15 protein-coding genes are annotated in these 12,861 nt (G+C 70.1%); 10 read left to right on the forward strand and 5 right to left on the reverse strand.

The window, feature by feature from the left end; all coding sequences use genetic code 11:
- Nucleotides 1-262 (reverse strand): hypothetical protein (locus E1218_RS31335; protein ID WP_202866294.1); only part of this gene is annotated, 262 nt, incomplete at its 3' end.
- Nucleotides 263-419: 157 nt separating this feature from the next.
- Here E1218_RS31335 and E1218_RS31340 point away from each other — a divergent pair.
- On the forward strand, nucleotides 420-965 hold the full coding sequence (locus E1218_RS31340; RefSeq protein ID WP_132326663.1) for a hypothetical protein: 546 nt from the start codon (nucleotides 420-422) through the stop codon (nucleotides 963-965).
- A gap of 17 nt (nucleotides 966-982) precedes the next feature.
- Here the strand turns inward: E1218_RS31340 and E1218_RS31345 are convergent, their stop codons facing one another.
- Nucleotides 983-1,231: a helix-turn-helix domain-containing protein gene (locus tag E1218_RS31345; protein WP_132326664.1), complete on the reverse strand. Its 249-nt coding sequence runs from the start codon at nucleotides 1,229-1,231 to the stop codon at nucleotides 983-985.
- A gap of 168 nt (nucleotides 1,232-1,399) precedes the next feature.
- On the opposite strand from E1218_RS31345, the gene E1218_RS31350 reads away from it, so the two are divergent.
- The 5 genes from E1218_RS31350 (at nucleotide 1,400) to E1218_RS31370 (ending at nucleotide 6,208) form a co-directional block, all read left to right on the forward strand.
- The gene (locus E1218_RS31350; RefSeq protein ID WP_132326665.1) at nucleotides 1,400-2,065 is read left to right on the forward strand and encodes an SAF domain-containing protein; all 666 of its coding nucleotides are present in this window, start codon (nucleotides 1,400-1,402) and stop codon (nucleotides 2,063-2,065) included.
- Nucleotides 2,065-3,330 carry an AAA family ATPase gene (locus tag E1218_RS31355; protein ID WP_132326666.1) on the forward strand — a complete coding sequence of 422 codons (1,266 nt, stop codon included), beginning with the start codon at nucleotides 2,065-2,067 and terminating at the stop codon, nucleotides 3,328-3,330. Before E1218_RS31350 ends, E1218_RS31355 begins: the two co-directional genes overlap by 1 nt.
- Before the next feature lie 118 nt (nucleotides 3,331-3,448).
- Nucleotides 3,449-4,237 carry a DUF4097 family beta strand repeat-containing protein gene (locus E1218_RS31360; RefSeq protein WP_132326667.1) on the forward strand — a complete coding sequence of 263 codons (789 nt, stop codon included), beginning with the start codon at nucleotides 3,449-3,451 and terminating at the stop codon, nucleotides 4,235-4,237.
- A gap of 73 nt (nucleotides 4,238-4,310) precedes the next feature.
- Complete coding sequence (locus E1218_RS31365) at nucleotides 4,311-4,982, forward strand: HAD family hydrolase (protein ID WP_132326668.1); 672 nt, start codon at nucleotides 4,311-4,313, stop codon at nucleotides 4,980-4,982.
- Complete coding sequence (locus E1218_RS31370) at nucleotides 4,979-6,208, forward strand: glycosyltransferase 87 family protein (protein WP_233712592.1); 1,230 nt, start codon at nucleotides 4,979-4,981, stop codon at nucleotides 6,206-6,208. Before E1218_RS31365 ends, E1218_RS31370 begins: the two co-directional genes overlap by 4 nt.
- On the opposite strand, the gene E1218_RS31375 is transcribed toward E1218_RS31370, so the two are convergent.
- From E1218_RS31375 to E1218_RS31385, 3 genes are read right to left on the reverse strand one after another with little or no spacing between them, the layout of a single operon-like run.
- Nucleotides 6,156-6,914: a nucleotidyltransferase domain-containing protein gene (locus E1218_RS31375; protein ID WP_233712593.1), complete on the reverse strand. Its 759-nt coding sequence runs from the start codon at nucleotides 6,912-6,914 to the stop codon at nucleotides 6,156-6,158. The genes E1218_RS31370 and E1218_RS31375 overlap by 53 nt on opposite strands.
- A complete protein-coding gene (locus E1218_RS31380) occupies nucleotides 6,911-8,251 on the reverse strand; it encodes a hypothetical protein (protein ID WP_233712594.1) in 1,341 nt (446 codons plus the stop codon). The genes E1218_RS31375 and E1218_RS31380 overlap by 4 nt, the downstream gene beginning before the upstream one ends.
- Nucleotides 8,248-8,739, reverse strand: a complete 492-nt coding sequence (locus E1218_RS31385) for a cupredoxin domain-containing protein (protein WP_132326669.1) — start codon at nucleotides 8,737-8,739, stop codon at nucleotides 8,248-8,250. The genes E1218_RS31380 and E1218_RS31385 overlap by 4 nt, the downstream gene beginning before the upstream one ends.
- A gap of 173 nt (nucleotides 8,740-8,912) precedes the next feature.
- On the opposite strand from E1218_RS31385, the gene E1218_RS31390 reads away from it, so the two are divergent.
- Genes E1218_RS31390 through E1218_RS31405 form a run of 4 tightly spaced genes read left to right on the forward strand, consistent with a single transcriptional unit; the run spans nucleotide 8,913 to nucleotide 12,376 of the window.
- Entirely contained in the window at nucleotides 8,913-10,415 is a 1,503-nt protein-coding gene (locus E1218_RS31390; RefSeq protein ID WP_233712595.1) for a WS/DGAT/MGAT family O-acyltransferase, read from the forward strand.
- Nucleotides 10,412-10,936, forward strand: coding sequence for a DUF6912 family protein (locus tag E1218_RS31395; RefSeq protein WP_132326670.1), 525 nt, complete (start codon nucleotides 10,412-10,414; stop codon nucleotides 10,934-10,936). The genes E1218_RS31390 and E1218_RS31395 overlap by 4 nt, the downstream gene beginning before the upstream one ends.
- A 22-nt stretch (nucleotides 10,937-10,958) precedes the next feature.
- Nucleotides 10,959-11,882 carry a non-homologous end joining protein Ku gene (gene ku / locus E1218_RS31400; protein ID WP_132326671.1) on the forward strand — a complete coding sequence of 308 codons (924 nt, stop codon included), beginning with the start codon at nucleotides 10,959-10,961 and terminating at the stop codon, nucleotides 11,880-11,882.
- A complete protein-coding gene (locus tag E1218_RS31405) occupies nucleotides 11,879-12,376 on the forward strand; it encodes a VOC family protein (protein ID WP_132326672.1) in 498 nt (165 codons plus the stop codon). Before ku ends, E1218_RS31405 begins: the two co-directional genes overlap by 4 nt.
- Nucleotides 12,377-12,861: the final 485 nt, after the last annotated feature.

The following is a 12,861-nucleotide window of genomic DNA, read 5'->3' on the forward strand; positions in this document are numbered from 1 at the left end:
AGGTCTGGGGGGTGATGCGGGTGGCGACGGCTGTGGCGAGGGTGCCGATCGCGCCGGGGAGCTGCTCCAGGGCGGTGGTGACGACGGCCAGGAGAAGCCAGCCGTAGGCGATCCAGGCGACCGTGCCGACCACCAGGACGGTCAGCGAGTCGAGGTCGTGGCTGTTCGCCGCGGCGATCGAGCCGGCCGTCGTCCAGCGCACGGCGAGGCCCACAGCGGCCAGCGCCACCAGCGCCAGCATGCCTTTCAGTCCTCCAGCCATCGCGTTCACCTCAAATTCGCCGCTGATCTATGAGTTTGCCTCGGTTTGCTTTGACTTGCTCACTATAAACCCGTACTGAGCCTGGTTCGCAAGTGAAATGTCACGTAGCGTCGGGTTGACGGACGGAAGGTGAGCGCGATCGGGTAGGTTCGCCGCCATGCGGTGGGATGCGTTGTTCGCGGATCTGGAGTCGCAGTTCGATGCGCTGCAGGAGGGTGAGCTGTACGGCGAGGTCGCGGACCGGATCCGCGCCGAGGTCGGCAAGATCACCGTGCTCGACCGGTTGCGCGGGGCGGTCGACACCGTCGTCCGCGTGGAGCTGGCGCACGCAGAGCCCGTGCAGGGTCAGCTCACCCGGGTCGGGAACGACTGCCTGCTGATCGAGGCGGAGCGGTTCGAGGAGTGGCTGATCCCGGTGCACGCGCTGGTCGCCGTACATCGTCTGGGGCCGTGGGCCGAGCCGGCCGTCGGGACCGTCGCGGGGAAGCTCGGGTTGGCGCACCTGCTGCGCGGGATCGCGCGGGACCGCTCGCCGGTGACGCTGTTCTGCGGCGGCACGCCGGTCACCGGGACGATCGACCGGGTCGGAGCGGACTTCCTGGAACTGGCGGAACACCCGCTGGATGCGCCGCGGCGACGGACCGAGGTGTACAACGTGCGCCTGGTGCCGACCCAGGCCCTGTGTGCCCTACGCCGCCGCTGAAGCGCGATCCGGAGGACCTACTGGTGCACGTCCTCCGACTGCTCGGCGTCCTCGCCGAACGGGTGCGCGTCGATGAACTCGCGCGTCTCGGTGTAGAGCCGCTCGATGTACTTCTCCAGCTCGGTCGCCTCGACCCGCCACTGACCGCGCCCGCCGATCTTGACCGCGGGGATGTCGCCACGGCGGACCAGGGCGTACACCTGGTTCGCGGAGATGTTGAGTACCTCGGCGACGTCGGCGAGCTGGAGGAATCGCGGAGCCGGCATCTGTTCTGCTCCTTCGGGTAGTGGCTGGTTCCTTCAGTTTGCCACGGTTGACCATTGGACGATCCCGTTTGTCCCCAGGCTGACGTTCTGTGGACAGCCGGGCACGCGGAGGCACCCCGAGAGGGCAGAATGTCGGCTCCGAGCGATCGATGGACTGGGGAGTTCGACGTGGCCGAGACAGCAGTGCGCGGCGGTACCGGGTTCGGGGCACCGTCCGTCCCGGCCCAGCGCGACCGGCGGGCCCGGTGGAAGGACGGCCGGCTCGTCCTCGGCGTGCTGCTCGTCGCGCTCACCGGGCTGGCCGGTGCGAAGCTGCTCTCGGCGGCCGACGACACCACCTCGATCTGGGCGGCCAAGCGGGACATCCCGGCCGGGCAGAAGCTGACCGCCGATGACCTGACGACGGCGCGGGTGCGCTTCACCAACACCGAGGACGCGGGCAGGTACGTCGCTGCCGACGCCGAGCTCAACGGTCTCGTCCTGACCCGGGCCGTCGACGCGGGCGAGTTCGTGCCGCGGGACGCGGCCGTCTCCGAGGCGGACAACGACCGCACCGAGCTCCCGCTCTCGGTGGCGACCGGGCGGCTGCCGTCGGACACCGCGGCCGGCGACGAGGTCGATGTCTGGGTGGTGCCGAAGGACGCGAACCAGCCGGCCAAGCCGCTCTGGCTCGAGGTCCGGGTGCTCCAGATCGACGCGGTGAAAGGTGTTGCGGGCGGTTCGGCCCGTAGACAGGTCCTGATCGGGTTGTCGGAGTCGGACCTGCGCCGGCTGCCGGCCGGGCTGTCCGCGATGAGCTCGGGGGAGCCGGTGCTCGTCAGGCAGGGCAGCTGATGTCGATCCCAGTCCTGCTGGCGGTGACCGGGGCGCCCTGGGAGGCGGACGTCGTCCGGCGGGCCGAGCGCGCCCCGGGGATCCGGGTGGTACGGCGGTGTGTCGACATCGCCGACGTGATGGCGGCGGCCGCGAGCGGGCAGGCGCGGGCGGTGCTGCTCGCGGACGATCTGCCCAGGCTGACCTCCGACGCCGTCGCGGCGCTGCACGCGCGCCGGATCGCGGTGGTCGCGCTGGCCGACCCGAACGAAAGCGGCGATCCCTTCGGCACCGAGGACAGGCTCAGCCGGATGGGGATCGAGCGGATCCTCCCGGCGGACGTGAGTCCGGAGGACCTCGGCCGGGCCGTCACCGACGCGGTCGACGCCGGCCCGCCGCTGTCCGTCTCGCACTTCGCCGGTGGCTTCGTGCCGGTGGCCGCCGACACGGCGGACCAACCGCCGCCGGTCTACAACCAGGGCAGCGGCCGGATGATCGCGGTCTGGGGGCCGACGGGCGCTCCGGGGCGTACGACGGTCGCCGTCGGGCTGGCGTGTGAGCTGGCGGGGCAGGGCGTGCCGACGTTGCTGGCCGACGCCGACGTGTACGGCGGCACCGTCGCGCAACAGCTCGGGATGCTCGACGAGACCTCCGGGCTGGCGGCCGCGGCGCGTTCGGCGGGCAGCGGTGGGCTCGACATGGCGACGCTCGCGAAGCACGCGCGGCAGGTGGAGCCGCGTCTGCTCGTGCTGACCGGGCTCAGCCGGGCGGATCGCTGGACCGAGCTGCGGCCGGCGGCGGTCGAGTCGATCTGGTCGACGGCGCGGATGCTGGCGCCGGTGACGGTGGCCGACGTCGGGTTCTGCATCGAGACCGACGAGGAGATCTCGTTCGACTCGCTGGCGCCGCGGCGCAACGGCGCGACCGTGGCGACGCTCGAGGAGGCCGACGAGGTGATCGTCGTCGGGACGGCGGACCCGGTCGGCCTGACCCGGCTGATCCGGGCGATCCACGAGTTGCGCGCGGTGGTGCCGTCGGTGAGCCCGCGAGTGGTGGTGAACCGGGTCCGCTCGGGTTCGCTCGGCAGTTCACCGGCCGACGCGGTCTCGGAGGCGCTCGGGCGGTACGCCGGGGTCGAGGCCGCTGCGCTGCTGCCGTTCGACCAGGGAGCGGTCGACGCGGCCATGTCGCGCGGCCGCAGCCTCGCGGAGACCGCCAAGTCGAGCAAGCTGCGCAAGTCCCTGCAGCAGTTCGCCACCAGCCTCGGCAAAGAGCTGGCCGGCTGACGCGGCCATCGGCGGGCAGGTCAGGGTCGGCTCGGTGGGAAACGGGGGAAAACCCCACCGACACCCGGCTCGGGATGTGCCAGGGTTGACTGGTAGTCACCGCACCCCAGGGGGCAGCATGTCCGAGGTCCAGCGCCGGCCGGCGAACACGATGAGCACCGAGCGGCGGTACGGCATCGCCATCTCCGTCGCGCTCATCCTCGGCGGCGTGTACTGGGCGCTGACCGGGCTGACCGAGGACACCAGGACCAGCCAGGACAGCTACCCGGTGGTGGGGCAGGCACTGTCGATCGACGTGCGCTCGGCGGATGTCGAAGTACGGTCCGGAGACGGGTCCGACGTGAAGATCGAGCGGCGGTTCGAACGGAACGTGTTCGGGTCCGACCCGAAGGAGAGCTACGAGGACGGGAGGCTGCAGCTGCGGGACACCGGCTGCGGGTTCCTGTCGTTCGGCTGCGACACGAACTACGTGCTGACCGTGCCCAAGGACGTGAAAGTGACGCTCGAGAGCAGCAGCGGGGACCTGAAGGTGTCCGGCCTGCCGGCCGGCGCGGACCTGAAGTCGAGCTCGGGCAGCATCGAGGTGCGCAACGTCGGCGGGGCGTTGCAGATGGAGTCCAGCTCGGGTGATCTCGAGGCGCAGGGGCTGACCGCGACGACGGTGAGCACCCAGAGCAGTTCGGGCAGCGTCGACCTCGACTTCGTCGACGCGCCGCAGTCGGTGGAGGCCGAGTCGAGCTCGGGCGACGTGACGATCCGGGTCCCGTCCGGCACCGAGGCGTACAAGGTGGACAGCGACACGTCGTCGGGTGACGAGGTCGCCGACATCAAGGTCGACCCGAACGCCACCCGCACGATCAAGGCGAACACCTCCTCGGGCGACGTCACCATCGAGTACGCCCGCTGAGCCGTCGTTCACAGGTAGTGACAGACAGGGCCGCAACGGTTGGTGCGGGTATGTGCTGAGTAGGCTTGCGCGCATGTCTGTGGAGTCAGGTGTGCCGCGTGGGCTGCTGGTGGACTGGGGCGGTGTGCTGACCTCCGGGCTGGAGGACGCGCTGCGACGGTGGGCCGAGCTGGACGGGTTCGACTTCGACTCGTACCTGCAGGCCGTGATGGCGTGGCTGCCGGCCGAGACACCGAGCGACGCGGTCGCGGAGGCCGAGCTGAACCCGGTGCACGCGCTGGAACGCGGACAGCTCGCCGTCCCCGACTTCGAGCGCAAGCTCGCCTCGATCCTGGTCCGTCGCGACGGTTCGCCGGTGCCCGCGGAGGGGCTGATCGAGCGGATGTTCGCCCACTTCGAGCACCAGCCGGCCATGAACGCGCTGGTCAGGAGGGCCCGTCAGCACGGGATCCGGACCGCGCTGCTGTCGAACTCCTGGGGCAACACCTATCCCCGGGACGCCTGGGACGGCATGTTCGACGACATCCTCATCTCGGGTGAGGTCGGGCTGCGCAAGCCGGAGCCGGAGATCTTCCTGCTGGCCGCCCGCCGGCTGAACCTGAAGCCCGAGGACTGTGTGTTCGTCGACGACCTCGAGCTGAACGTCGAGGGCGCGAAGGCGCTCGGCATGACCGGCATCCTGCACAGCTCGTACGACGAGACCCGGCGCGCGCTGGAATCCCTGTTCGGAGTCGACCTGACGTGACCGTGACGACCTCCACCTCCACCTCCCCCCGGCCGGTCGTCTCCCGCCGGATCGTCCTCTGGATCCTCGCCTGCGCCGCGCTGGTCGCGCTCGGCGCCTGGGCGTACGGCCTGTTCGACGGCATGATCGACCTGCGCGTCTACCGGATGGGCGGCTCGGTGTTGCTCGACGGCGGCTCGCTGTACGACGCGAAGCTGCCGGGATCCGGGTTGCCGTTCACCTACCCGCCGTTCGCCGCGATCGCGATGGTGCCGCTGGCCGCCGTACCGTGGGGTGTCGCGCTAGTCGTCTGGACGACGATCTCGGTGCTGTGCATCGCCGCCCTGTGGCGGACCAGCCTGCCGAGGACGGCGTGGTCGTTCTTCACCCAGCGCAAGCGCACCACCCTGCTGGTCGCGCTCACCGCACTGTCGTTGCTGCTGGAGCCGGTCTGGCAGACGATCCAGTTCGGCCAGATCAACCTGTTGCTGACAGCAATGATCCTGTCGGACCTGGTCCGGCCGCAGAACGCCCGGCTGCGCGGCTTCTGGCTCGGCGTCACCATCGGCGTCAAGCTGACTCCGCTCCCGTTCCTCGCGCTGCTGGTGGTCACGAAGCAGTGGCGAGCGCTGCGGAACGCCGTCCTCGGTCTGCTGGCGACGATGGCGATCGGGGTCGCGATCGTCCCGAACCAGTCCTGGCGGTACTGGACCGACGTGGTGATGGACGCGAACCGGGTCGGCGGGCTCGCCTACACCGGCAACCAGTCGTTCAACGGCTTCCTGCACCGGCTCGGCGACGAGGCGAGCTGGGTGCAGCCGACGTGGTTCGTGCTCTCGGCCGTCTTCGGCCTGCTGGTGCTGTGGATGGCCAGGCGGTACTGGCTGGCGGACGAGCGGGTCACCGCGATCGCCGTGATGGCGCTGGCCGTCCTGTACGCGTCACCGGTGACCTGGAGCCACCACTGGGTGTGGATCATCCCGCTCGGTGTCGGCCTGATCCGTGCGGTCAATCGGGTGTGGGGCCTCAACCCCGCGGTGGCGACCGGCGTGCTCTTCTACGGCCTCTTCGTCCTGCGTTCGATCTGGTGGGTCCCGTTCCGCGACGACCGCGAGCTGGACTGGACCTTCTGGCAGTCCATCCCCGGCAACTCGCACCTCATCCTCGGCATGATCGCGTTCATCGTGCTGGCGGTCACCAGCCGGAGTCTCCCGAAGCCAACTCCCGCAACGGCCGATCAAGCCTGACCGCCAGTTCGGCGTCGACGTACGCGATCTCGGTCAGCAGTACGTCGACACTGGCGCGGAAGGCACGGTGTAGTTCGGCGCCCTCCAACGACCGCACCAGGGTCGCCTCGACCGGTGCGGTGGTGGCGGAAGGCAACAGATGCAGGCCGCGACCCTGAGAGTGCGGTACGCCGTGCCGCAGACAGGCCAGCATCAGCACGTGATCACGCACGCCACTGATCATGTACTCCGCCTGCCACACCTTGCCCCGCGCGATGCTGGACCGCGCGTGCAGCGCGTACAGCCAGCCCATGCCCACGAGATCCAGCGGATCGGCACCGCCCCACGCCGGCTGCTCGGCCGCCTCGCCGAAGATCAGCCGGAAGGTCGGGCCGAGCGCACCGAACTCGCCGGCCGGTGCGAAGGCGATGTCCACCTGCAATGTGGAAGCGAGCAGGAACACCCGATACACAGTCCCGCGCGACCGCACGTCGGCGTGGTGCACAGCGCCGTACTGCGCGTACATGGACGCCGTCCAGTCAGCCAGTACGGCGTTCTGGTCGGCACCCGGCGACAGACCGAGTGCCAGATCCACGTCGGACCACTCGTCCTCAGCACTGATCGCAGCCGAGCCAGTCAGCGCGGCACCCGCGACACGCTCGTCCGCACGCGCCGCTGCGAGCAGTGCGTCTCGCACGCGCTCCCGGTCGGCGACTGCGTACATCATGAGGAGAACAGTAGGAGCAGGCCGCCCGTGGTGTAGCCGACCATGACGACCAGGAGGGGGAGCTGGCCGGCCAGGGCCTCTTGGCGGGAGAAGAGCGCGACTGCCCGGTCGTGAGCCGAGATGACGCCCAGGAGGTGGCCGCAGACCACGGCCAGAACCTGGATGACGGCGATCGTGCCGCTGTGGTTGGTGATGCCGGTGTTCACCGCGAGCAGGCCGGTGCCGAAGACGTTGGCGCCGTTGCTGAGCGGATCACTCAGGTAGATGAGCGTCCGCTGCCCCTCGAGGATGAACAGCGTCAGGTAGTGCGCGACGACGTACCCGAGGACGATCGGTACGACGGAGTGCGCGAACAAGCCGGGCAGCGCGCGGCGGGACGTGTGCGACAGCCGGCCGGCCAGCAGCGTGGCACCCGAGTACGTCACCAGCACGAACAGGATGAACACGATCAGCGCGCCCGTGCCGAGCACCGTCATCGAGTAGTCGGTGTTCTGCGCCCAGCCGATCCACGCCGACGAGTTCGAGAACCCGTCGTACGCCGTGGAGCCGAGCAACGCGGACACCATGCCGACCAGGCCGGGGTGCGGCTTCAGGCCGTCCAGATTCTCCAGCGGCCGGCGGACCACCAGTGCTCCATCGGTACGGCGGCCCCACGGTGACAGCCGCGCGATCAGGGACGCGTAGACCTCGAACGGGTCGCCGGTGGAGAACCACCGGTCGCCGTACAGGATCGCGCCGAACAGGGTGATCACCACGTACAGCGCGAGCCAGGCCTGCAGGACCGGGATCGTGGCCCGGTCCGGCGCGACCAGCTCGAGCCAGGTGAACGCGAAGATCCCCAGCGCCGCCGGCCAGAGACCGAGCCAGGACGGCAGCGCCAGCAGGCCCTTCGACGGCGGTTGGCGCAGCGCCTTGCAGAGCAGCAGGTGGACGGTGCGCAGCGGGTTCAGCGTCCGCCAGACCGAGCCGAGCACCAGCGAGATCGGCACCAGCCCAATCCAGACCAGGATGTAGACGAAGCCGAAGATCGGGTTGGTCAGCCGGTCCACGCCGAACAGCAGCGAGACCGTCGCGTAGAAGAAGACGGCCAGCCCGAACAGCCGGACGAGCCAGCGGAACCAGGGCGCGTCGACCGTCCGCGTGATTGCGGCCGGCAACGGCTTCCCGGCGGCGTCACCGCGGTACTTCGGGTTCCGCCAGGCCAGCCCGAGGACGACGAACGACAACGCGATCGCCACCGCGGCACCGCCGACGGCCAGCTCGAACGGGATCGGCAGGTCCTGGCGACCGCCGATCCCGTGGAGAGGGAGCGACTGCGGCCGCATCGGTCCCGTCATGAGACGACGAGCTTGGCGACCAGCTTGCCGCTCTCGTGGGTCTCGATCTCGAACGTGCCCTTCATGTCCGCGGTGAACGTGACCGACGCGGTCTTGCCCGGGGCCAGCGCCAGCTCCTTGTCGTAACCGTGGATGTGCAACTCGTCCGGCGCGTCGCTGATCGCGGTCACCAGAACCGTCTGCCCGGCCTTCACCTCGACGGTCGAGCCGCTCGGGTTGACCTTGCCGTTGGCAACGGTGACGTTGACGGTCACGTCGGCCTGCTCGCCGGACGGGTCGGCGGTGTTCGACGGGGAGGCGGTGTTCGGCTTGCCCGGGGTGGGGGTGGTCGCCGGCAGGCCGGTCGGGGTGCCGGCAGGCGCGGTCGCCGGCGGGGTCGTGCTCGGACTCGCGCCGCTGTCGGACTCGTTCCCGCAGCCGGCCAGGACGAGCATGGCGAGGGCGGGGAGAAGAGCGGTGGCGGTGCCGCGAGTGAGCGTCGTACGCATCGGTCGAGGGGCCTTTCGAGGGGTCTGTTGAGTTCTCGGGGCGTAGGACACACCCTCTTGCCTGACGAACACCAATACCGCAGTGTTCCCGTACGGCCAGTGTCGCAGCGCACTGTCGGCGGGCCCGGCTAGGGTGACCAGACAAGCTTCGACCGAGAGGAAGGTGTACCCGGATGCCGGACCGGCTGACGTCGCTGGACCTCACCTTCCTCAAGGCCGAGTCGCCGGCCACCCCGATGCACGTCGGGACGGTGGACATCTTCGAGCCGCCGGTGCATGGTGACGACGGATTCGACTACGAGAGGCTGGTCGCCCTGATCCGCGACCGGATCGCCTTCGTGCCGCGGTACCGGCAGCGCGTCCAGCAGGTGCCCGGCCGGTTCGCCGGGCCGGTCTGGGTGGACGACGAGGAGTTCGACATCACCTTCCACGTCCGGCGCTCGGCGCTGCCCCGGCCGGGGACGCACGCCCAGCTGCTGGAGCTGGTCGCCCGGATCATGTCCCGCCGGCTGGACCGGGCCCGTCCGCTGTGGGAGATGTACCTGGTCGAGGGCCTGCAGGGTGACCGGTTCGCGATCATCTCCAAGTCCCACCAGGCGCTTGTCGACGGCAACAGTACGGTCGACATCGGCCAGGTCGTGCTGGACTCGACGGCGCACCCGCGGGAGACCCCGACCGACACCTGGCAGCCGGCCCACCCGCCGTCCGCGCTGGAGCTGCTCGCCGGCGTGTTCGCCGACGCGACCCGGCACCCGACCGCGGTGCTCGAGCTGGCCCGGGCCGAGATGGCCAGCCTGACCGGGTCCACCTCGGTCCGTGAGGTGCTCGGCGGTGTGGTCGGCTCGCTGGCCGCGCAGCGGCACGCGCAGGAGAGCTCACTGCGCGTGAAGACGTCCGGTCAGCGCCGGTTCACCACCGTGCAGACCGACCTGGAGGACTACCGGACCGTCCGTGCGCTGCACGGCGGCACCGTGAACGACGTGGTCCTCGCCGTCGTCGCGGGTGCGTTCCGGGCCTGGATGATGACCCGCGGCGAGGGCGTCGGGCCGACCCGGAGCGTGCGGGCGGTGGTTCCGGTCAGCATCCGTGACGACGACGAGGAGGAGCCGACCTCGCTCGGCTCCCGGGTGATCGCCTCGACCGTGAACCTGCCGGTGGGGGAGAACTCGCCGGTCATGCGGCTGCACCAGATCTCCTACCAGACCAAGGTGCACAAGGACACCGGCCGCGCGGTGGGTGCCCGGTCCCTGGTCGGGATCGCCGGGTTCGCGCCGACAACCCTGCACGCGCTGGCCGCCCGGGTGGCGACGACCACGGTCCGGCCGATCGACGACGTGGTGATCACGAACGTGCCCGGTCCGCAGTTCCCGCTGTACGCCCAGGGTGCGCCGATGCTGGCGTCGTACCCGGTGGTCCCGCTGATGCCGGGTCAGGGGTTGTCGGTCGGCGTCACGTCGTACGACGGGAAGGTGTCGTTCGGGCTGAACGCGGACCGGACGGCGATGCCCGACCTGGCTGTCTTCGGCCAGTGCGTGACCGATGCGCTGGACGAGTTGCTGGAGACCACGCGGGGCAGCCGGAACCGGGCCTCCCGCGGGCGGAAGAGACTTCGCGGCCAGACCGGGGCTGAGGGGCGGGGGCAGAAGAGTGGACCGACCAAGAAGGCGGGCTCATGAGGGTCTACATCCCATCCACGCTGCGGCTGCTCGGTGAGGCGTGCCAGGCGGGCGAGTTCGGTCCGCCGCCGCTGACGGCGTACGCGGTGACGCCGGCGCTGCGGGAGTGGTACGCCGAGGGCGACGACGAGGAGCTCGAGTACGCCGCGATGGCGCAGGCGGCCCGGGCGTCGGTCGGGCTGCTGGCCGTCGACCCGGAGACGGCCCGCAGACGGGTGGTCGTCGCCTGCGAGGTCGGAGCGGTCCCGCCCGCGAACGGCACCGTCGAGCTGGGTGACGCCCGGCTGGAGCTGCGGGTCGTGGTGCCGTGGTCGGCAGTGGCCGCGGTGCACGTGGACGCGGCCGAGGCGGCGACGGCGGTCGGCAAGGCCGCCGAGCTGTGGGACGCGGCCCGCAACGGCGACGACGACGCGATTTTCGCCCTGGATTCGTGCGAGGGTGAAGACCTGATGTGGTACGCGACGCAGGAGATTCCCGATCTGCTGGCGGCGGAGGGGCCGCGCGGCGGGCTGAACGGCTAGGGCTGACAGGGAGCTGGTGGCGATGCAGGCGATCTGGAAGGGTGCCATCTCGTTCGGGATGGTGACGATCCCCATCAAGGTGTTCTCGGCGACCGAGGAGAAGGACATCTCCTTCCGCCAGGTGCACGTCGCCGACGGCGGCCGGATCCGGTACAAGCGGGTCTGCTCCGAGTGCGGCGAGGAGGTGCCGTACTCCGACATCGGCAAGGGCTACGAGATGGCCGACGGCCGGATGATCGTGCTGGAGCCGGAGGACTTCGCCGACCTGCCGCTGTCCAGCAAGAAGGTGATCGACGTCCTCGAGTTCGTGCCCGCGGACCAGGTCGACCCGCTGTACCTGGGCAAGTCGTACTACCTGCAGGCCGACGGCGGGCCCGGCGCCAAGCCGTACGTGCTACTCCGGGACGCCCTCGACGGCTCCGAGTTGTACGCGCTGGTGAAGGTCGCGCTCCGGTCGCGGGAGAGCCTCGGGCTGCTCCGGACGTTCGACGACATCCTCGTGCTGCAGGTGATGCTGTGGCCGGACGAGGTCCGGGACTCCTCCTTCGCGGCGCCGGCCGAGGACGTCGAGATCCGGTCGCAGGAGAAGGCGATGGCGGCGTCGTACATCGACACGCTGCGTGGTGAGTTCGACCCGAATCAGTACCACGACGAGTACCGGCACGCCCTGGAGCAGGTGGTCGAGGCGAAGGCGGCCGGCGTGCCGCTGCCGGAGGCCGAGGAGGAAGAGCCGGAGGGTGCCGAGGTCGTCGACCTGGTCGCCGCGCTGCGGGCCTCGGTCGAGGCCGCCAAGGCGCGCCGGGCCGGCGGGGGCGAGGCTCCCGCCGAGAAGAAGGCGCCGGCGAAGAAGGCCGCGGCCGCGAAGAAGGCTCCGGCCAAGAAGGCGGCCGCCAAGAAGACCGCGGCGAAGAAGACGGCCAAGAAGGCCACGAAGAAGTCGGCATGAGCGATCGGCCGTCGGCCGGGGCGTCGGACCTGCCGACGCCCCCGCCGACCACGACCGAGGTCCCCAGGGATGCCTCGCAGATCCCGGAGGACCCGACCGCCGTGCCGGTCCGTCCGGGCGCCTACCTGCTCGAGTTGGTGCCGGTGCCGGTGTCGGACGTCGACCGGGCGAAGCGGTTCTACGCCGAGCAGTGCGGTTTCCACGTTGACGTCGACGTCTCACCTGCGGAGGGCGTCCGCATCGTCCAGCTGACGCCGCCCGGTTCGCACTGCTCGATCAGCCTGCTGCAGGGCCTGCCGATGGCCGACATGGAGCCGGGCTCGCTGCGTGCCCTGCACCTGGTCGTCAAGGACATCGAGGCGGCTCGGGAGGAGCTGATCGGACGAGGGGTGGACGTCGGCGAGACCGAGGATCTCGGCGGCGTCTTCTACGCCTGGTTCAAGGATCCGGACGGCAACACCTGGACGCTGCAACACATGCCCTGGCGGCGCTAGAGCACGACTAACCGCAGGCGACGAACCGCAGCGACCGGTCGCTGAACTGCTCGGGAAACTCCGTCGGCAGGCCGTGGTGGGCCCGGTCCTGTTAACGGGCAGGAACGTCTGCGCCCGCCGCGCCGCCTCGAGCGAGTTGCGGACGACCGGTCCACCCGGGAGTCCGGAGTTGACCCTGTTCGAGTGAAACGTATGCTACAAATTGCGCGGCGCGGGACGGTGCCGTGCCGACCGGACCAGTTGGTCGCGTGGTCAGTTCGTGGTCAGGTTCGTTTCCGTTGGTGAGTCATGGCACCATGCTCGTATCACCAGCGTGTCGCGCCGCCACCCGCACCGGCGTACCCGCGCTTGATCCACAACCTGATCGAGGAGTGTCGCAGTATGGATGCCGTCACCGCTGTTCCTACGCCCGCCAATGAGCCTGTGAAGGGGTATGCGCCCGGATCGTTGGAGCGGGCGAGTTTGGAGGCGAAGCTGAAGGAGTT

It is taken from the genome of Kribbella turkmenica, assembly GCF_004348725.1.
In the GTDB taxonomy this organism is placed as follows: domain Bacteria; phylum Actinomycetota; class Actinomycetes; order Propionibacteriales; family Kribbellaceae; genus Kribbella; species Kribbella turkmenica.